The 20,202-nt window shown below is 38.6% G+C and carries 16 protein-coding genes; 14 read left to right on the plus strand and 2 right to left on the minus strand.

Features of this window, described 5'->3' with window-relative positions; genetic code table 11:
• The first annotated feature begins 12 nt into the window (after positions 1-12).
• The 4 genes from H0173_RS05505 to H0173_RS05520 all read left to right on the plus strand — a co-directional run bounded on the left by H0173_RS05505 (position 13) and on the right by H0173_RS05520 (position 2,201).
• Complete coding sequence (locus H0173_RS05505; protein WP_221845351.1) at positions 13-684, plus strand: GNAT family N-acetyltransferase; 672 nt, start codon at positions 13-15, stop codon at positions 682-684.
• 170 nt (positions 685-854) lie between these two features.
• On the plus strand, positions 855-1,058 hold the full coding sequence (locus tag H0173_RS05510) for a DUF1657 domain-containing protein (protein WP_221845352.1): 204 nt from the start codon (positions 855-857) through the stop codon (positions 1,056-1,058).
• A 60-nt stretch (positions 1,059-1,118) separates the two neighbouring features.
• Positions 1,119-1,322: a DUF1657 domain-containing protein gene (locus H0173_RS05515; RefSeq protein WP_221845353.1), complete on the plus strand. Its 204-nt coding sequence runs from the start codon at positions 1,119-1,121 to the stop codon at positions 1,320-1,322.
• Between the two features lie 18 nt (positions 1,323-1,340).
• Positions 1,341-2,201, plus strand: a complete 861-nt coding sequence (locus tag H0173_RS05520; protein ID WP_221845354.1) for a DUF421 domain-containing protein — start codon at positions 1,341-1,343, stop codon at positions 2,199-2,201.
• A 241-nt stretch (positions 2,202-2,442) separates the two neighbouring features.
• Here H0173_RS05520 and moaA read toward each other — a convergent pair whose 3' ends face one another.
• Positions 2,443-3,459, minus strand: coding sequence for a GTP 3',8-cyclase MoaA (moaA, locus tag H0173_RS05525; RefSeq protein ID WP_260631041.1), 1,017 nt, complete (start codon positions 3,457-3,459; stop codon positions 2,443-2,445).
• Between the two features lie 21 nt (positions 3,460-3,480).
• Positions 3,481-4,269, minus strand: a complete 789-nt coding sequence (gene fdhD / locus H0173_RS05530) for a formate dehydrogenase accessory sulfurtransferase FdhD (RefSeq protein ID WP_221845355.1) — start codon at positions 4,267-4,269, stop codon at positions 3,481-3,483.
• A 342-nt stretch (positions 4,270-4,611) separates the two neighbouring features.
• On the opposite strand from fdhD, the gene H0173_RS05535 reads away from it, so the two are divergent.
• The 10 genes from H0173_RS05535 (at position 4,612) to H0173_RS05580 (ending at position 20,155) form a co-directional block, all read left to right on the plus strand.
• On the plus strand, positions 4,612-5,874 hold the full coding sequence (locus H0173_RS05535) for an L-lactate MFS transporter (protein WP_221845356.1): 1,263 nt from the start codon (positions 4,612-4,614) through the stop codon (positions 5,872-5,874).
• A 120-nt stretch (positions 5,875-5,994) separates the two neighbouring features.
• Positions 5,995-6,357, plus strand: a complete 363-nt coding sequence (locus tag H0173_RS05540) for a Na-translocating system protein MpsC family protein (protein ID WP_221845357.1) — start codon at positions 5,995-5,997, stop codon at positions 6,355-6,357.
• Positions 6,358-6,499: 142 nt separating this feature from the next.
• On the plus strand, positions 6,500-8,848 hold the full coding sequence (locus H0173_RS05545; RefSeq protein WP_221845358.1) for an FdhF/YdeP family oxidoreductase: 2,349 nt from the start codon (positions 6,500-6,502) through the stop codon (positions 8,846-8,848).
• A gap of 325 nt (positions 8,849-9,173) precedes the next feature.
• Positions 9,174-10,475 (plus strand): coiled-coil domain-containing protein, encoded by a 1,302-nt coding sequence (locus H0173_RS05550; RefSeq protein ID WP_221845359.1) that lies wholly within the window; start codon positions 9,174-9,176, stop codon positions 10,473-10,475.
• A 187-nt stretch (positions 10,476-10,662) separates the two neighbouring features.
• Positions 10,663-11,982, plus strand: coding sequence for an FAD-binding oxidoreductase (locus H0173_RS05555; RefSeq protein WP_221845360.1), 1,320 nt, complete (start codon positions 10,663-10,665; stop codon positions 11,980-11,982).
• Positions 11,983-11,992: 10 nt separating this feature from the next.
• Positions 11,993-13,339, plus strand: a complete 1,347-nt coding sequence (locus H0173_RS05560; protein ID WP_260631072.1) for a (Fe-S)-binding protein — start codon at positions 11,993-11,995, stop codon at positions 13,337-13,339.
• A gap of 23 nt (positions 13,340-13,362) precedes the next feature.
• Complete coding sequence (locus H0173_RS05565) at positions 13,363-14,793, plus strand: FAD-linked oxidase C-terminal domain-containing protein (protein WP_396021190.1); 1,431 nt, start codon at positions 13,363-13,365, stop codon at positions 14,791-14,793.
• A gap of 139 nt (positions 14,794-14,932) precedes the next feature.
• On the plus strand, positions 14,933-17,110 hold the full coding sequence (locus tag H0173_RS05570; RefSeq protein ID WP_221845363.1) for a malate synthase G: 2,178 nt from the start codon (positions 14,933-14,935) through the stop codon (positions 17,108-17,110).
• A gap of 282 nt (positions 17,111-17,392) precedes the next feature.
• A complete protein-coding gene (locus H0173_RS05575) occupies positions 17,393-18,163 on the plus strand; it encodes an IclR family transcriptional regulator (protein ID WP_221845364.1) in 771 nt (256 codons plus the stop codon).
• A 213-nt stretch (positions 18,164-18,376) separates the two neighbouring features.
• Positions 18,377-20,155 carry an L-lactate permease gene (locus tag H0173_RS05580; RefSeq protein WP_221845365.1) on the plus strand — a complete coding sequence of 593 codons (1,779 nt, stop codon included), beginning with the start codon at positions 18,377-18,379 and terminating at the stop codon, positions 20,153-20,155.
• The last annotated feature ends 47 nt before the right edge of the window (positions 20,156-20,202 follow it).

The following is a 20,202-nucleotide window of genomic DNA, read 5'->3' on the forward strand; positions in this document are numbered from 1 at the left end:
GGAGTAAAAGAAATGGAATATAAAAGAATAACGAGCATTGAAGATCCGTTATTTGTTAAAATGCATGATTTAATGAAGGAGGTATTTCCTCCTGAAGAGGTGCTGGAATTTGAGTTGTGGAAAGAGCCTCTTGAAGATCCGGGAATTCGAGTTTTTGTGGCTGTACATGAAGATGAGGTAGTAGGGACAACGGAATATCGTTACTATCCGGATTGGAATATCGCAATGACTGACTTTACAATTATTGGGCGTCCCGGTCTTAGCCTTGGCCGTTTTCTAGCTCAAAGCCGTGAGCAGGATTTGAAAGAATTAGCTAAGGCTAATGGAAAAGAATTATTTGGCATGTTTGCCGAAATCTATGATCCTTATGAGGTAGACCATTATGAGTTTGGCGGGGTAAAGCCGATGAACCCATTTGTTCGCCGTGAAGTGTTATCCCATCTTGGTTATAAGCGACTTGATATATCTTATGTCCATCCTTCATGGAAAAATGATGGTGAGGCAGTAAGAGGTCTTGATTTTTGCTTTATGCCAACTGATGATAGTGTAACTGACATTCCTGCTCAGTTAGTATCAGACTTTTTAACAACCTATTACTCGGTTTTATCTCATAAGCCACAAGAATGGGTAAAAATGATCGAGGATATTAATAATAAATCTGAAATTAAATTATTGCCGCTTTAATATTAATGAAAAGCTTTCCTATTTTGTACTCACAATAGGAAAGCTTTTTTTAAAATTAATACGTTAGGTCTTCCTACTTATTTTACCAAAAGCAATTATTAATAATGCTCGGAAATAATGAAATAATACCTATTGTAAGTTCATTATTACAGGAAATGAGGGAAAAAGGAATGACAGTAGGTACTCAGGTAAAACAAGCAATGGCTGGACTAAAAAGTGCGCAAGCTAGTTTTGAAACATTTGCATTAGCAACCGATAACCAAGAGGCTAAGAAGTTATACCAGGATTGTGCACAGCAAACTCAATCCATTATTGATTCTGTAACGCCTCGAGTTCAGCAAATCCTGCAAGAAGAGCCTCAATACAATCAATAGCATTTAAATGGTTGGCTTTTTAGCCAACCTTTTCACCATTTCTAGATAGGGGAATGTGGTATGACTGTTATTTCAAATGTAAAGCAAAGTTTGTCAACGATTAGGGGAATTGAAGCACAGTTATCAATACTCGCAATAAATTCACTCGATCCCGAAGCGCAAAGAACCTTCCATGAAACAATGAACATAATGAATGAGATAAAAAAGGATCTCCAAATTCGAGTAAATGAAATGATGGTAGAAGAACCGCAGTATAAGCAATGATAGGATAGAGGTGACAAGATGTCGGAGTGGAGTCATATCATTATACGTTCTTTTATATTTCTTTTTGTCTTATTTGTTATTACTAAGATCCTGGGAAAAAAGCAAATATCCCAAATCACATTTTTCGAATATGTGTGTGGAATTACAATTGGAGATATTGCAGGCGAAGTGATCATGGGCTTAGCGAATAATATTTGGCATGGTGTATTAGCTATCGGCATATTCGCAGGGGTAACAATTGCAGTTAGCTATATTTCTTTAAAAAGCAATTCGTTTCGTGATATTGTTGATGGAAAAGGCACTATATTTATTAAAGATGGGAAGATCATGGAGGATAATTTAAAGAAGGAGAAGTATTCTACAGATGAATTGACAACTCTTCTGCGAAAAAAGGATGTATTCAATTTAGCAGATGTTGAATTTGCTGTTTTAGAACCAACGGGGGATTTAACGGTTCTTTTAAAGAAAGAAAATCGGCCATTAACGCCAAAAGATTTAAATATGAAGGTTGCAAATGATAAAGTTCCACAAACAGTTATTCGGGATGGCAGTGTTGTACATGATTCGCTCGCTTCTGCGGGAAAAACTCGAAAATGGTTGTTTGATGAATTAGATAAACTGGGTGTAACGATTGAAAATGTATTTTATGCGCAAGTTGACTCATACGGAGATTTGACCGTTGATCTTTTTGATGACAAAATGAAGCAGCCTTCACCGCAAACACGACCGCTTCTGCTAGCAATGCTTAAAAAATGCCAAGCTGACATGGATCTTTTTGAATTGGAAACAGACTCAATCGAAGCACAAATGATGTATCGGAAAAATGCAAATAGGCTAAATGTAGTAATTGACAAGCTTAAGCCATATCTAAATGGTTAATCCATATTTATGGGACCTATATTAACTCCCAAAACCTAGTGATGAAAGGACTTCTTCAAAATCCAACAGATATGGGAAATGCATTTAGGAAAGACAATGGTAATTGTTTTGCAGTAAATTATTAAATGTTTCCAGTAGTAATTCGATGCTAAATAGCATTTTCCCTCTGCAATTCAACAGGGGGATTTTATATTTTGAAAATAAAAAAGCCAACCTATATAGATTGACTAGATTTTGGAAATTATCCTCCAATATGTGACATTTCGACTTTTTTTCTGTCTTTATTGTTTTTTCGAAGCTGATCCCGATCTTCTGAATACTGGTCAGACCGTTTATTCCAAATGTTGGTGATTATTTCTTCAATCTGGGCATCATCAGATTGGGCTCGAATAAGAGTTCGAAGGTCATGTCCATGTCCAGAAAATAGACAAGTATATAGCTTCCCTTCAGCAGATAGCCGAGCACGATTACAAGAGGAACAAAACGCTTCTGTGACGGAAGAGATGATTCCAAATTCCTGAATGCTGTTAGTATATTTAAATCTTGAGGCGACCTCACCATAATAATTTGGCGATATTGGTTCAAATGGCAATTCTTTTTCGATATCTGCGAGAATTTCCTTTTTGGCGTAAACAGATTCCATATTCCATTCATTTGTATTGCCAACATCCATAAATTCAATAAATCGCAAAATATGTCCTTTTTCTTTAAAGTATTTTGCCATCGGGACAATTTCATGTTCATTGACGCCTTTTTTGACAACCATATTGATCTTTATCTTTAACCCAGCTTCTGATGCCGCATCAATTCCGTTCAAAACATCTCGAACCTTGACGCCTCTGCCATTTATTTTTCCAAACAATTCGTCGTCTAATGAATCAAGACTTATCGAAACCCTTTTTAAGCCAGCATGCTTTAATTCTCTTGCATACTTTGGCAATAATACCCCGTTTGTAGTCATGGCAATATCATCGATTCCATCAATATTTGCAATCTTGCGAACTAGCTCAGGCAATGAGTTTCTCATCAATGGCTCTCCGCCAGTTAGCCTGATTTTTTTAATCTCGAAGGCATTAGAAAAGATCTTCACTAACCGTTCAATTTCTTCGAACGAAAGCAGCTGCTCTTTTTTCAAGAAAGGATAATCGGGACCAAATATTTCTGCGGGCATACAATAGGTACAGCGAAAATTACACTTGTCCGTAACAGATATTCGCAAATCTCTTAACGGTCTATTTCTTTTATCCTGTAAAATCAAGATTTTTTACCTCCTTTCTAATTAGTCTATTATTCTAAAGGAGTGAGTATACACGTTGAATGAATTTCCACGAATAAAGCCAACAGCTGTAATGTTTAAGTCTTCGGCAAGCTTGATTGCTAGATTAGTTGGAGCAGATTTAGATAGAATAATTCCTACACCGATTTTTGCTGCTTTTAGTAGAACCTCAGACGAGATTCTGCCGCTAAAGGCAATAATTTTATCTTTTACTGGAATTTTATTTTTAATACAATATCCAAAAATTTTATCTAAAGCATTGTGCCGACCGATATCGGTTCTGCTGACAATGAGTTCCTCGCCTGAAAAAAGAGCTGCATTATGGACACCGCCAGTTTCTTTAAAAACAGTGCTGCTTTCCTGAAGCTGCTTCATAATAGAGATACATTGGTTTGGTGTAATGGTTGTTGCAGATGTTGAAGTTTTGGCTGTACGTGCATCGTTGTGAAAATAAAATTGCCGGCTTTTTCCGCAGCAAGACCCGATCATCCGCTTAGAGTGAAATTCGTGGCTAGTTGTAACTTTAACATGAAGATCCACGTATGCAATTCCTTTACCTTCGTCTATGTGAATCGATTTAATTTCGTCTAGATGGCGAACAAAACCTTCAGATGCTAAGAAGCCAATAGTTAACTCCTCCAAATCCTCAGGAGAACAAACCATTGTAGCAAATTCTTCCCCATTAATCATAATTGTCAGCGGTTCTTCTATTACGATTTCATCTTGCTGTTCTATTAGACTTCCATTCTCATACCGATAAATCCAGCCATTATTGCTAATTTGCCCAGCCAAATTATTCACCTGCCCGTCATAAACTTAATTACACAAATAGTAGCATAAAATGTTCGTATAGCAATAGAAAAAAAACTAAAACTATAAAATCTTAAAAAAGGGTTGAATGCCTGTTTAAATAATGTTAATATTTAGAAAAAGTTCATAAAGTTGTAACATTTGTTAATTTGAGATAGCGATCCTGTCATCGATTAATAATGATTATAACATGATATGTAAGCGATTACGTGTTGGTGTAAAGTAGCGACCCTGCTGGTTACTAACCGTCAATTTTCCCTAATGATGACATATTAGGGCAAGTTGGCGGTTTTATTTATTTTAAAATCATGAGGTGATAAGAAAGTGGAGAAGGTAAAAAATAGGTGGCTCATTGCCGCCTCAGCTGTTGGGATTCATATTTCTATTGGTTCAGTTTATGCATGGAGTGTTTTTACAAAGCCGCTTGTTAATCAATTTGGCTGGGAATTAACAGATATTAGTTTGACATTTAGTTTAGCGATTTTATTTTTAGGACTGTCGGCAGCGTTTCTAGGGCATTTCGTTGAAAAACACGGACCGAGAAAAGCAGGCATGCTCGCTGCCATATTTTTTGGTGTAGGAATTACAGGCTCTGGACTGGCAATTATTTTGGAATCATTACCAATGTTGTATATTTTTTACGGAGTTTTAGGTGGAATTGGTTTAGGTGTAGGATATATTACACCAGTTTCCACACTTGTGAAATGGTTTCCGGACCGCAGAGGACTCGCTACTGGTTTAGCGATTATGGGATTTGGCTTTGCTGCTCTAATTAGTAGCCCGATAATGCAAAGTCTTATTGATTCAGTTGGAATCGCGAATACTTTTTTCATTTTGGGAGTGTCCTATTTTATCATTATGATGGCATCCTCTTTATACCTTGAGCCGCCTAAGGAAGGTTGGGCCCCTGCAGGCTTTAAAGAAAAAATAAAAGCAGGTACGAAAGCAATTAAACAAGATTTATCACAATTAACTGCAAATGAAGCGGTTAAAACAAAAAGATTCTATTATCTATGGCTGATGTTATTCATTAACGTCACATGCGGGATTGCGATTATTTCTGCTGCTTCACCGCTTGCACAAGAAAGCATCGGATTAAATGCAGTTGCTGCAGCAGCTCTTGTTGGAGTGCTTGGCGCATTTAATGGTCTTGGACGAATAGGCTGGGCGTCCGTTTCAGACTTTATTGGGAGACCAAATACATACACAACATTTTTCTTAATACAAGTAATTGCCTTTCCATTAGTGACGATGACTAGCAATCCGCTGATGTTCCAAATTCTATTAGCGATTATATATACTTGCTATGGCGGAGGTTTCGCAGCGATTCCAGCTTATATTGGTGACTTGTTCGGTACGAAGCAGCTTGGTGCCATTCATGGGTATATTCTGACAGCTTGGTCAGCTGCAGGACTAGCAGGGCCGATGTTTGCATCATGGATCCGTGAAACAACAGGATCTTATTCCCAAAGTCTAATGGTTTTCACAGGTATGTTTGCTGTTGCATTAATAATTTCACTCCTTATTCGCCTTGATATTAAAAAAATGAGGCAAAAACAAGCAAATTCAAGTGAAATTGCTGTTTGACAATTTTGTCAATTATTGATTAACTTAAGATAGTAGAATCAATCTTTAATATAGTATTTACTAACAAGAATGATTCTTAAGCATATGATATAATACTGGAATTAAAGGGTTGAAAAACGCATGAATAAATATGAGGCAGAATTTAGCAATCTTGTCCGTTCCTTTCGGAAGAAGCATATGGGAAAGGGACCGAGTAAAGTGACAACAACTTTCTGCAAAAATTGGGCCATTTGCGAAATGGAAGGAAATCTCTCTCCTGTTGAGAAATTTATTGCCAGCGCTGATGATGGAAAGCAAATGCTCCGTGCTGCCAGAACCGAAATGGTGAAGGAAATGTATAAAAAAAACCCTCCGGTAGAGATGGAGGAATTTTTGCAGGCCAAACTAATAGATTTATTTGTTGATATAGACATAGAAAGAGATTTCGGTATGTCCGTATTTGTTTTTGATAAAAATCTTGAAGAAAAATTCAATTTTAAATAATACTTGGAAGTTGGCACTTGGTAGCGACCCTGCTAAAGACTAACCACCAACACATTAAGGTTTATTTGTGTTTGGTGGTTTTTATTTTGCCTGAATTTTCAGTGCATTCATTCTAAATCTTAAGTTAAAGGAGTAGAGAATAATGGGATCAACGAAACATACTGGACCAATTAAACTGGATACATCCTTAAAGCCATCTTTATGGGCAAGCATGGCGCCAATGGGTCTTGGTAAAGTAAAGCCTCATCATATTCGGGACACGATGAAGGTGGCATGGGATAATAAAGATAATTTAGGCTATGCATATAGAATTCTTACTCAAGGTGTGTGCGATGGCTGTGCACTTGGTGTGTCAGGGCTTTATGATCAAACCTTGACAGGCCCACATTTATGTACAACAAGATTAAATGTTTTGCGCTTAAATACAATGCCTGCGATTGATCCTTCCTGGCTTGAGAATATTGAGAAAATGCAAGAGCTTGATAGTACAGAGCTTCGAAAGCTCGGGAGAATTCCATACCCGTTGTCACGTAAAAAAGGAGAAAAGAAGTTTACAAGAATCTCTTGGGATGAAGCATTAGACCGGATTTCAGCAAAAATAAAGAGTATTGATCCAAAACAGCTGGCATTTTATTTAACAGCAAGAGGGATTACGAATGAAGTTTATTATACAGCTGCAAAAGTAGCCCGTTTTCTCGGAACGAATAATATTGACAATGCCTCCCGTATATGTCATTCACCGAGTAAAACAGCATTAAAGCGCTCATTAGGAATTGGAGCATCGAGCTGTAATTATAAAGATTGGATTGGTACAGACGTCCTCATTTTCTGGGGTTCAGTTGCAGCCAACAATCAGCCTGTTTCAACAAAATATATGTATGCCGCCAAAAAGGCTGGAACGAAAATTATTATGATTAATCCATATCGTGAACCGGCAATGGAGAATTATTGGATTCCATCAGTAGCAGAAAGTGCTCTATTTGGCACAAAGATTGTGGATGACGTGTATCAAGTTAATATTGGTGGAGATATTGCCTTTATGAATGGTGTTATGAAGCATTGGTTTGAAATGGAAGAAAGAGAACCAGGTTCAGCCATCGATCATGATTTTGTTAATGAGCATACAAACGGCATTAATCAATTAAAGGAACATATGAAAAATCAAGATTGGGAGCTTCTCGAAAAATCATCGGGATTAACGAAGGAAAGAATGTATGAATTTGCCCAACTTCTGGCAAAATCAAAATCAGGTGTATTCATTTGGAGTATGGGATTAACACAGCACCGCTTTGCAACAGATAATATTTCACAAGTAGCTAATTTAGCGATGCTTCGCGGTTTTCTCGGAAGAAAGCATTGTGGGGTTATGCCAATTCGTGGCCATAGCGGTGTACAAGGCTCAGGCGAAATGGGTGCCGACCCATTTGTACTTCCAGGCAGTGACTTTGATGAATTAAATGCAAAACGAATGGATTATATTTGGGGATTCGCAGTACCAAGATGGCAGGGTGATACAGTAGGACAAACACTGGAAAATATTATGCTGCCGGAAGATCATGAAAGAAAAGTAAAGCTTTTCTATACAAGTGGTGGAAACTTCTTAGAAACAATGCCAGATCCTCATTTTATTAAAGAGGTTCTGGAAAATGTTGAATTGCGCGTTCATCAGGATATTATATTCAACACTTCGACTCTTGTGGAGGCAAAGGAGGAAGTCATTGTGCTTCCAGCCATGACTCGATATGAACAGCCTGGCGGTGGTACTTCAACAAGTACGGAGAGAATGGTTTATTTTAGCCCGGAAATTAATGGTCCTAGAATTGAGGAAGCGCGGGCTGAATGGGAAATATATGTTGACCTAGCATCAAGAGTCTACCCGGATAAAAAGCATTTAATTGAATTCAAGAGCACAGAAGAGATTCGTGAAGAAATTGCTATTGCGAACAGAAATTATGATGGCATTCAGAATTTGAAAAATCGCGGAGATGTATTTCAATGGGGCGGTGCATGGTTATGCGAAGGTGGAGTTTGTCCAACTCCTGATGGAAAAGGGAATCTGCTTGCAATTGAAATACCAGAGCTGCGCAAAACAGAGGGACAATTCTATGTTACAACAAGACGAGGTAAACAATTTAACTCCATGATCTATAGTGAAACCGATCCATTTAATGGTGCTGATCGCTATGATATCCTAATGAGTTCGGTAGATGCAGAAAAGCTTAATATTAAAGAGGGAGAAGCAGTTGTTGCCTATAATGGTTTTGGCACTTTACAGGGAAGAGCCAAATTTGAAAATGTGAAATCTGGTAATATCGCTGTATTCTGGCCAGAAGGAAATGTGCTGCTTCCAAAGGGAGTATATGAGAAATATGCAGAAATCCCTGAATATAACACAACGATTATTCTTGAAAAAGCTGAAACCTTCCATGCACAAAAGGATCGGAAATATGTAGAAAAAAGAATTGAAGAGCTAGAAATGAGTATGAGTTAAAATCTAGTTTCTTCTATTATATAGGCTGAAAATGCAAACAATAATAATTTGATGCATTTTCAGCCTTATTTTGTTAATAATAAATGTCATACGACCGCAAATATACTAATATTTTCCTTAATTAGTATACGAGTGGGTCCATTTGAAATACTTTTGTAATATAACTAAAATAGTCCTGTTAAATAAGCGTGCTATAATTCAATTTATAAATAAGTTTATAAGTAGTTTATGTTTTTGTGATAAGGGAAGATATATAAGTTTACGCTTACATTATACATATGCCAAAGGGCAACTAGAGCTACAAACAATTGGGGGCAGGACAGACATGAAAAAGAAACTTGTAGTACTAAATACGACAATTATGCTTGGACTTGGGGCATTTGCCATTCCTTCAGTTGATGCAGCGTCATTAAATAGTCAGAAAGCACAAATTAAAAAGCAAAGACAGGATGTTCAATCAAGTCTTTCAAAAGCTGATCAACAATTAACGGCATTACTTGAAGAACGTGCAGTCTTAGACGCACAAGTTAAGAGAGTATTACAGGCCATTTCAGATAATAATAATTTAATCGGTAAAACTCAGAAAGATATTGTAACTACAAAAGCTGAAGTAGAGCAATTAAAAGCTGATATAGCTGTGATTCAAGAGAGAATAGACAAGAGAAATGAAATTTTAAAAGAACGTGCGATTGCATACCAGGAAAATGGCAATAGCAAAATTGGATATGTAGAAGTATTACTAGGATCAACTAGCTTTGGCGATTTTATCGAAAGAGTTGGTGCAGTAACAAAAATTGTTGAGGCAGACCAAGATATTATTGCCCAGCATGATGCAGATAAGAAGGAAGTAGAAGAGAAAAAAACTTCCGTTGAAAACAAGCTTTCGGATTTAGAGAGCATGAAGGTTGAGCTTGAGGGTATGCGTGCTCAAATGGAAGAACAAAAACAGCAAAATGACCAATTAGTAAATGAATTAAACGTAAAAGAAAAAGAAGTAGCTGCACTAAAAGCTAGTTTAAAAATTCAAGATAGCACTCTAGCTTCAAAAGAGGCGGAAATTCAAGCCAAACTAGCAGCAGCTAGCTATAACTATACACCACCTACAAAAGCGCCAGTTAAAACGAATACAAATTTTGTGAGCAACAATACAAATACAAACACAAATGTGCCTTCAAAAGAAGTATCAGCACCAGAAGCAACTGAAAACGAACAAGAAAATAACGATGCTCCTGTAGTTAAAGGAGATGTGAATACAGTTATTAAAGCAGGTTACAAATACTTCGGAAACTCCGTTTATGTATTTGGCGGCGGCAGAACGGCTTCTGATATTGCGAACGGAAGATTTGACTGTTCTGGCTTCGTTTCATGGGCGTACTCTCAAGCCGGAGTTAAACTGCCTGCCTATACAGAGTCACTTAAAGGTGTAGGAAGACAAGTGTCTTCTAGTGATATGAGACCTGGAGATCTAGTATTCTTCGATACTTATAAAAAAGATGGACATGTTGGCATCTATATTGGCGGCGGTAAGTTTATCGGTTCTCAAAGCTCAACAGGTGTAGCAATTGCTAACATGAGCAGCGGCTATTGGCAAAGCAAATTTAATGGACGCGTTATTCGTATATTTTAATATTAAACCTGACTATGATAGATTTCATTCTATAGATAGTCAGGTTTTTTTGTTAGTAATTTTCTATCAATTCTAAATATTTATTGAATTTATACAATTAGAATGTTTTAATTATAGTTGAATACAAATTTTAGTAACTACATTAAAAACGCTGTTTCTTATTACAAAACAGTAAGGAGAGCTGGATATGAATTCTGCTATATGGGTTAATGAACTAACCGACGTTCTATCTAAGGAGCAAATATATAATGAAGAAAACGATCATCATATACTAGGGAATAGTGGACTAACAATTGTTTATCCGTATTCAGAAGAAGATATTTCAACAGTGCTGAAATTTGCGAACAAGAACAGCCTATCAGTCTCGATAATGGGAAATGGATCGAAAAGGGGTTTCGGGGGATTGCAGGAAGTTCATGATCTCCTTCTTTCTTTAGGAAAATACAAAGGCGTAATTGAGCACACTGTTGGTGATATGACTGTAACCGTTAAAGCAGGTACTCCCTTTCAAGAGCTGCAAGATTACTTAGCAAAAACGAATCAAAAAATTTCACTTGATCCTTTTTTACCAGCAGAAGCAACAGTTGGCGGCATACTTGCAGCAAATGACAGTGGTCCTAAAAGGTTAAAATACGGATCAGCCAGAGATTCAGTTATTGGAATACGAACCGTTTATCCGGATGGTACTGTCATTCGTTCCGGAGGAAAAGTGGTAAAGAATGTAGCTGGATATGATATGAATAAACTGTTTATTGGATCTATGGGTACTCTCGGAGTGATGACAGAGGTGACATTTAAATTAAGGCCACTTCCAAAATATGAATCTCTTGTTTTTGTTACTTTTCCAGACGGAAATGAAGCTAATCTAAAGGATTTCTCTACAAGAGTATTGGATTCTGTTTTAGAGCCAGTATGCATAGAACTTTTAAGCCCCTCATTGGCTGAAAAATTACTAGATGTTAAGAAATATACAATTGTAATTGCCTTTGAGGATGTTGAAAGCTCAGTACACTATCAAGAGGAAATGGTAAAATCCATTAGGCCATCTAACGCGGAGATGGGCATTTTAAATCAAAGTGAAGCACAGCATTTTTGGAAAGAGTTCTATTCGTTTTATCCTGATAAGTCCTCAGTGGGAAGGGAATTAACAGCCGTATTAAAAATCGGTGTAGTCAACCTTGATGTAATAAAAGTTATAAAAGAAACTGAGAGTTTGCAGGACTTATATGGAGTGACAATTGAAGCTCATGGGGGGCTTGGTCACGGTGTTTGTCATATGACGTTAAAAGGCGGTCAAGAAGATATTATTTCTTCGATCCAGCATATTAGAAAAAGTTTAGACCCATTGGGCGGCTATGCAGTGGGGAAGCATTTACCATATTTGCTTCGAATGGAAGTAAATACGTGGGGAGAAAAGCCGGCTTATTTTTCTTTACTTGAAGGGATAAAGTCAAAAATCGATCCTAATAAAATATTAAATCCGAAACGTTTTGTAGGAGGGATTTGAAGTGAGTGTGATGCAGACTGAGCCAAAACAAACACCCCCTTGCGCTACAAGTTTAGGCAATTACTTGTGGAAGGATCCGCCTGATGAGAATAAGTGGGCAGACTGTGTGCATTGTGGGATGTGCCTTGAATCATGTCCTACCTATGAGCATACAGGGCAGGAACAGCATTCACCGCGAGGCAGAGTATATTTAATTAAGGCAGTTGCAGAAGGAAAGCTCGAGGTGAATGAACAATTTACGGATCCTGTATTTGCCTGCTTGGATTGCCGTGCATGTACGACAGCCTGCCCTGCAGATGTGGATGTTGGTGGTTTAATCGAAGAGGCAAGGGGACAAATACGCCAGGCCATGCCATTAAAAGGCTGGAAGGGGACAGTGAATAAATTTTTTTTACATGGATTATTTCCTCACCACACCCGATTAAATACACTTGGCGGGTTTTTGAAATTTTATCAAAAAAGCGGAATTCAGAAGGTGGTTCGAAAAACGAAACTAATTAATATCATGCCGCAGCATTTAGTTGATATGGAAGCGATTATGCCTGAAGTAAAGGAATCAGTTCGCAAAAAATATCGTAATCAAACAGTCATGAAGGCTAAAGGGGAAACGAAAAGGGAAGTAGCAATGCTTACGGGCTGTATTATGGATATTATGTTTAGTGATATTAATGAATCGACTATTAATGTCCTAACGAGAAATGGAAATGATGTGAACATTCCTTCAGGCCAAACGTGCTGCGGCGCATTGCATGTTCATGCAGGAGACAGGGATATGGGAAGGAAGCTTGCAAAGCAAAATATTGAAGCTTTTAAGGATGCGGAAACTGTTATTGTAAATGCAGCTGGATGCGGCTGTATGATGAAAGAATACGGAGAATTATTTCGTGAAGAGCCCGAATGGAAGAAAAAAGCAGAGGAATTTTCCGAAAAGGTTGTAGATATTTCGAAACATCTTCATGATACAGGTTATGAAAAACCAAAAGCAGAGCTCAAAACAAAGATTACGTATCATGATGCATGTCATCTTGCACATGGACAGGGTGTAAGGAAGGAGCCTAGGGAAATATTATTAGATATTCCTGGAGTAGAGATGATCCATATGCCAAATGCAGACCGTTGCTGTGGAAGTGCTGGGATTTATAATATTACGAATCCGGAAATGGCTAGTGCGGTGTTAGAAAGTAAAATGGAAAATGTCCCTGAAGATGTAGAAATGATTTCGATGGGAAATCCCGGATGTATGCTTCAGATGGCAGTTGGGGTGCAGAAGTACGGAAGAAATCAAAGAATCGTTCATACTGTTCAGCTTTTAGATTGGGCTTATCAGGAGGAAGGAAAGGAGGTAAAACAGAAATGAAAGGAAAAATAAACACGGACGATATGCATATTCATCGTTTAGCCGAAAAAGTTGGCGGATCAAAGTCAATCCTTTACCACAAAGAAGATCTTATAGCCTATGATTGCGACGGATTTACCCTTCATAAGCATTTGCCTAGAGCTGTCGTCTTTCCTAAAAACACGGAAGAGGTAGCAGCACTTGTCAAATATTGCTCAGCACACAATCTTCCGTTTCTTGCTCGGGGAGCTGGGACAGGATTAAGCGGTGGTGCGATTCCAATCAATGGGGAAGTCATCATTAGCCTTGTTCGTATGAAAAAATTGCTGAGTGTTGACTTGGAAAATAGAAAGGCTGTCGTCGAACCGGGATTCGTCAATTTAAAGCTTACCAATTCAATATCAGATCGAGGGTACTATTATGCACCAGACCCTTCAAGTCAATATTGCTGTACAATTGGAGGAAATGTTGCAGAAAATGCCGGAGGGGCACATTGCTTGAAATATGGTGTAACGACGAATCATATTTTAGGGCTTGAGGTGGTCTTGCCAAATGGTGAAATTATAGAAATTGGCCGAAATGGAATTTTAGATGAGCCAGGCTATGATTTGCTCGGACTTTTAACCGGGTCAGAAGGAACTTTAGGCATCGTAACAAAAATAACGGTCCGTATTTTAAAAAATCCAGAAGGCAAACAAACAGTTCTTGCCTATTTCGATAAAGTGGAGGATGGAAGCAAAGCTGTATCTGAAATCATTTCTGCAGGCATTGTACCCGCTGCATTAGAAATGATGGATAAAGTAGCAATTGAAGGGGTGGAAGCAGCAGCTTTTCCTGTTGGGCATCCGAAAGATATCGAAGCAGTTTTATTGATTGAAGTAGATGGGATTGCTGCGGGCATCGATGAGCAAATTAATCAAATTCTCGATGTGTGCAGAAGATGTAATGTTCGTGAAGTACGCGCGGCAAAGGATGAAAAGGAAAGGGAACGCTGGTGGGCAAACCGGAAAACAGGATTTGGTGCAATGGGCGCGATATCACCTGATTATTTAGTACAGGATGGTGTGATTCCCCGCAGCAAACTCCCGGAGGTTTTGCGACGAATAAGTAACATAAGTGAAGAATCAGGTTTACGGATAGCGAATATATTTCACGCAGGAGATGGAAATCTGCATCCGCTTGTGTTATTTGATGCAAGAAAGCCAGGTGAAATTGAAACGGCCTTAAAAGCGGGTAGTGCTTGCTTAAAGGTTTGTGCAGATGTTGGGGGAACCATTACAGGCGAACATGGTGTCGGAATAGAAAAAAAGGAAGAGATGCGGTTTGTTTTTAATGATGAAGAAATTATTGCCCAGACCAATATTCGTGAAGTCTTTAACGAGCATAATTTGTTAAATGCGGGTAAGCTGTTTCCAACACCTAGCCGCTGCGCAGAAATAAAAAAAGAAATGAAAGAAGCAGCGGTTAATTTATAATTTTTTCGTTATTTTCAGAATATTATTGAAATATCATAGAGATTATGCTATTCTTTTTTTAACGATAGAATGAAACGGTGTTTTGTCATAACAAACAGAGAGATAGGGAGAAAAATAAACAATAGAGGAGGAAAATAAAATGTCGTCTTATAAGCAAGTTGGAAAATTGCAAGTGGCAAGCGAACTCTTTGAGTTTATTAATCTTGAAGTTCTCCCAGGGAGTGAAGTTGATCCGGAAAAGTTCTGGATCGGCTTTGAAAATATTGTTCAAGATTTAACCCCTAAAAATAAGGAACTGCTGGCTATACGTGATGAGCTGCAGCGGAAGATTAACACTTGGCACAGAGAGAATAAAGAGTTTGATTTTACTAGCTATAAAGCTTTTTTAGAGGAAATTGGCTACCTAGAGGAAGCTGGGGACGATTTCAGCATTTCATCGGAAAACGTTGATGAAGAGGTTGCTCTTCAAGCTGGGCCTCAGCTAGTTGTTCCTGTTAATAATGCAAGATATGCATTAAATGCTGCAAATGCCCGTTGGGGGAGTTTATACGATGCTCTATATGGAACTGATGTCATCTCTGAGGATGACGGTGCTTCCCGTAATGATGTCTATAATCCAATTCGTGGGGAAAAAGTGATTGCATTTTCCAAAAACTTTCTCGATCAGGCTGTACCATTAAAGGATGGATCTCATCATGAAACCATTCAATATAAAGTAAATAGCGGAAAGTTAATTGCTGTATTAGAAAATGGACAAGAAACTGGACTTTTAGGTGAAGAAAAATATGCAGGATATCAAGGAGAGGCGGATTATCCGTCAGCGGTACTGCTTAAAAATAATGGCCTCCATTTAGAGATTCAAATAAATCGTACACATCCCATAGGAAAAACAGATAAAGCTGGTGTTAAGGATATTTTACTAGAAGCAGCTCTTTCAACAATTATGGATTGCGAGGATTCAGTGGCTGCAGTTGATGCAGAAGATAAAGTCCTTGTTTATCGGAATTGGCTTGGATTGATGAAGGGGGATTTAACAGCAAGCTTTAAAAAGGACGGCAAAACCCTTACAAGGACGATGAATCCAAATCGGACATATTTAGCACCAAGCGGAGAAAGCTTCACTCTTCCTGGACGATCCTTAATGTTTGTTCGAAATGTTGGGCACTTAATGACAATAAATGCTGTTCTAGATGAGAATGGAGACGAAATCTTCGAGGGAATTTTGGATGGGATTGTAACAAGCTTAATTGCAAAGCATTCGTTAATTGGGAATACAGCCTTCGCAAATTCCGCAAAGGGATCGGTTTATATCGTCAAACCGAAAATGCATGGTTCGAAGGAGGCTGCATTTGCTAACGAGCTGTTCAACAGAGTCGAGGATTTAATCCGTGTAAAGAGAAACACATTGAAAATTGGACTGATGGATGAAGAGCGCCGAACGTCTTTAAATTTAAAAGAGTGCATCCGTGAAGTAAAGGAAAGGATTGCTTTTATTAATACTGGCTTCCTTGATCGCACGGGTGATGAAATCCATACTTCTATGGAAGCAGGGCCAATGATTAGGAAAAATGATATGAAAACAACCCTATGGCTGCATGCATATGAAAAGTCGAATGTTACAACTGGTTTAGCTGCCGGTTTTCAGAACAAGGCCCAAATCGGTAAAGGCATGTGGGCGATGCCTGATTTAATGGCAGAAATGCTGAAGCAAAAAATTGGCCATGTAAAAGCAGGTGCAAATACAGCATGGGTTCCATCACCAACAGCAGCAACTCTGCACGCTCTTCATTATCATGAAGTTAATGTCAAAGAGGTTCAAAGAAATATTTTAAATGATATCAAGAACTTAAATAATGAAATCCTGCAAATTCCAATTGCTGATAATCCGCATTGGAGTGAAGAGGAAATTCAGCAAGAATTGGATAATAATGCTCAAGGGATACTTGGTTATGTAGTCCGCTGGGTAGAGCAGGGTGTCGGATGTTCAAAGGTGCCGGATATTAATAATATTGGCTTGATGGAAGATCGCGCGACATTAAGAATTTCAAGCCAGCATATCGCTAACTGGCTGCATCATGGCATTTGTACGAAGGAACAAGTTATGGAAACACTGAAAAGAATGGCAAAAGTCGTAGATGTGCAAAATAATGGTGATCCTGCCTACCATTCGATGGCTGATGACTATGAAAGTTCTGTCGCATTTCAGGCAGCATGTGATCTTGTTTTTAAAGGCTATGATCAGCCGAATGGCTACACAGAGCCGATTCTGCATAAACGCCGATTAGAAGCAAAGGCAAAATTTGCAGTAAAACGATGATAATAGTTGCATGGCACTTCATTTTTTCTAGAAGGCCATGCAATTTTAATTAGGTTAGCTGTGTTAAGGCAGAATTTTGATTTTTGCACTTGTTGATTGCAGCGGAAGGCGCGAGACCCTGCGGGAATAGCGAGTCAAAGGGAGTCCCCGCAGGAGCGTTAGCGACGAGGAGGCTCCCAGACCGTCCGCGAAAAGCGAGTGCCTGCAGCGGAAATCAACAGCTACTTTTAACAGAGCCATTAAATTAAAAAAATTGATGGTTTTATTTGAGGAGAGGGAAATTTGGAAAGAGAGAATATGGTAAAATCCGTTAGCCGCGCCCTTGATATTATTAGTTTTGTCGGCATGAGAAAGGGTGGACTAGGTGTAACGGAAATCGCAAATCAAATGGATATTAATAAGAGTTCTGTATACAGAATTCTTTCAACACTTGTTCAGTATGGCTATGTGGAACAGGATAATGAAACAGGACGATATAAATTAGGATATAAATTTTTAGAGGTAAGCTCGAGGCTTTTGGAATCAATGGATTTAAGAGAAGAAGCAAAGCCGTATCTAAGGGAACTCGAAAGTGAAACAAATGAGGTAATTCATCTTGTTGTTTACGATCAGGGGGACGTTGTTTATATTGAAAAGTTAGACGGAAATGAAACGTTGCGAATGCATTCAAAGGTAGGAAAAAGAGCCCCTATGCACTGCACCTCTGTTGGGAAAGCGATTCTTGCTCATCTGCCTCCTGCCGTTGTTGCAGATATTTTAGAGCGAAAGGGGTTGCCTGTACATACAGATCATACAATTACTGACAGGGACCAATTTATTCAAGAGCTAGTGGAAGTACGAAAAAAAGGCTTTGCATTAGATTTAGAAGAAAACGAGTATGGGATCACCTGTATTGCTGTACCGATATTTGATCATTTAGGAAAAGTCATTGCAGCCGTAAGTATTTCAGGACCAACGATGAGAATGACAAGGGAAAGACTCCAAATGCTTAAACCTAGAGTAATCAGCATCGGAAAACAAATTTCAAGCAGGATGGGATTTTACGAAAAATAGAACGTAACTGCTGTATTAGTGCCGAATCGGTAACTACAGCAGTTTTTTTATGGTTAAATATCCTATTTTAAATTTTCCGAATATTATTGATATTCTTACAAATGCCTGTATAATATTAGTTAGGCTGAGATAATTTAGAAAACATTGTTTCGCAATAAGCAACACCAGCTATTATATGTTTGTCATCATAAAACAGAAAGGGGAAAAAGTCTTATGAGTACGGGAATGCTTTCAATTCTTTCGTTATTGCCAATCATTGCCGTGGGAGTTTTTTTAGTTGGTCTAAGGTGGCCAGCAAGTAAGGCAATGCCAATTTCTTATGTCATTGCCGTCGCACTTGCATTATTTGTTTGGAAAGTGCCAGGTGCCAATGTGGCTGCTGCTTCAATTAATGGGATCGTGGTCGCCATTACTTTACTGTACATTATTTTTGGTGCAATCCTTCTGCTAAACACATTGCAGGAAAGCGGCGGACTAAGCACGATACGTCAAGGATTTACGGATATTTCAGCTGACCGCAGAATTCAAGTCATCATAGTTGCGTGGCTTTTCGGTTCGTTTATTGAAGGGGCATCAGGATTCGGTACACCAGCAGCTGTAGCGGTACCACTAATGGTTGGTCTTGGTTTTCCAGCAATGGCTGCCGTTGTAGCAGGTATGGTAATCCAAAGTACACCAGTTTCATTCGGTGCAGTTGGAACGCCGATGCTTGTAGGTGCAAGCACAGGTTTATCAGCGGACCCTACAATTACTAACGATATGATTGCTTTAGTAACACATATTGGCGGAAAGGTTGCCATTCTGCATATGATTGCAGGGACGCTCGTTCCACTCTTTGTAGTAGCATTAATGACAAGGTTTTTTGGGAAAAACAAATCATTTTCGGAAGGAATTAAAGTTTGGAAGTTTGCACTTTTTGCCGCTTTTGCTATGACAATTCCTTATGTGATCGTTGCTAATACACTTGGACCTGAGTTTCCATCGATGGTTGGTGGTTTAACAGGATTAGCGATCGTCGTGTTTGCAGCGAAAAAAGGTTTCTTAATGCCTAAAGACGAAGTATGGGATTTTGAAGAAAAGTCAAAATGGGATCCGGAATGGTCTGGTAAACTGGAGATTAAAATTCAAGAACATAGAAACGGTAAAATGAGTATGGTTCGTGCTTGGTCTCCATATATATTAGTAGGGCTATTTCTTGTTTTAACGAGACTAAAGACATTGCCGCTAGGGACTTGGCTGAAATCGGTTGTAATTAAATTTGAAAATATTTTTGACTCCGGTATTACGTCAAGCTTTGAAATTTTATTCTCACCTGGTACGATCTTTATCGTTGTGTCAATGCTGACTTTCTTCGTACATGGAATGAGTGGAAACGCTTACAAAAAAGCGTGGGCGCAATCAGGCAAAACAACGGTTGCTGCATCTACTGCATTAATTTTTACGGTTCCAATGGTTCAAGTATTCTTGAATTCCGGTGGAGGGGCAGCAGGCTTTGAAAGAATGCCAATTGAATTAGCAAATGGTGTCGCTGCACTTGCAGGAGAATTCTGGCCAATATTTGCAACCTTCATTGGCGGGCTCGGAGCATTTATTGCTGGAAGTAATACCGTCAGTAATATGATGTTTGCACTATTCCAATATGATGTAGGCTCCCAAATTGGTGTTGACCCCACATGGGTTGTAGCTCTGCAGGCAGTAGGAGGAGCAGCAGGAAATATGATTTGTGTTCATAACGTTGTAGCCGCTTCCGCCGTTGTTGGACTTTATGGTAAAGAAGGAGTGGTCATCCGAAAAACACTATTCCCATTCGCATATTATGCCTTATTAGCGGGTTCAGTCGGATATTCAATTGTATGGTATTCTCAAAAAGGCATCCTCAACATTGGCTCATTCATCGCTGTACTCATCGCAGTTGCCGCAGTATACATCATAGCATCGAATAAAAACAGAGCAAATTTACTTCTAACACATGACACTTCAATCAAAAAATAATTAAAAACAGTCAATTTGTAAAAACATATCGAAGAGCCAGGGAGTTT

This window comes from Bacillus sp. S/N-304-OC-R1 (assembly GCF_019749375.1).
Classification (GTDB): domain Bacteria; phylum Bacillota; class Bacilli; order Bacillales; family Cytobacillaceae; genus Cytobacillus.

Excerpts from the sequence above, each read along its gene's own strand:
- H0173_RS05505 (WP_221845351.1), top strand. The coding sequence starts at position 13 with ATGGAATATAAAAGAATAACGAGCATTGAAGATCCGTTATTTGTTAAA.
- H0173_RS05510 (WP_221845352.1), top strand. The coding sequence starts at position 855 with ATGACAGTAGGTACTCAGGTAAAACAAGCAATGGCTGGACTAAAAAGT.
- H0173_RS05515 (WP_221845353.1), top strand. The coding sequence starts at position 1,119 with ATGACTGTTATTTCAAATGTAAAGCAAAGTTTGTCAACGATTAGGGGA.
- H0173_RS05520 (WP_221845354.1), top strand. The coding sequence starts at position 1,341 with ATGTCGGAGTGGAGTCATATCATTATACGTTCTTTTATATTTCTTTTT.
- H0173_RS05540 (WP_221845357.1), top strand. The coding sequence starts at position 5,995 with ATGAATAAATATGAGGCAGAATTTAGCAATCTTGTCCGTTCCTTTCGG.
- H0173_RS05545 (WP_221845358.1), top strand. The coding sequence starts at position 6,500 with ATGGGATCAACGAAACATACTGGACCAATTAAACTGGATACATCCTTA.
- H0173_RS05550 (WP_221845359.1), top strand. The coding sequence starts at position 9,174 with ATGAAAAAGAAACTTGTAGTACTAAATACGACAATTATGCTTGGACTT.
- H0173_RS05555 (WP_221845360.1), top strand. The coding sequence starts at position 10,663 with ATGAATTCTGCTATATGGGTTAATGAACTAACCGACGTTCTATCTAAG.
- H0173_RS05560 (WP_260631072.1), top strand. The coding sequence starts at position 11,993 with ATGCAGACTGAGCCAAAACAAACACCCCCTTGCGCTACAAGTTTAGGC.
- H0173_RS05565 (WP_396021190.1), top strand. The coding sequence starts at position 13,363 with ATGCATATTCATCGTTTAGCCGAAAAAGTTGGCGGATCAAAGTCAATC.
- H0173_RS05570 (WP_221845363.1), top strand. The coding sequence starts at position 14,933 with ATGTCGTCTTATAAGCAAGTTGGAAAATTGCAAGTGGCAAGCGAACTC.
- H0173_RS05580 (WP_221845365.1), top strand. The coding sequence starts at position 18,377 with ATGAGTACGGGAATGCTTTCAATTCTTTCGTTATTGCCAATCATTGCC.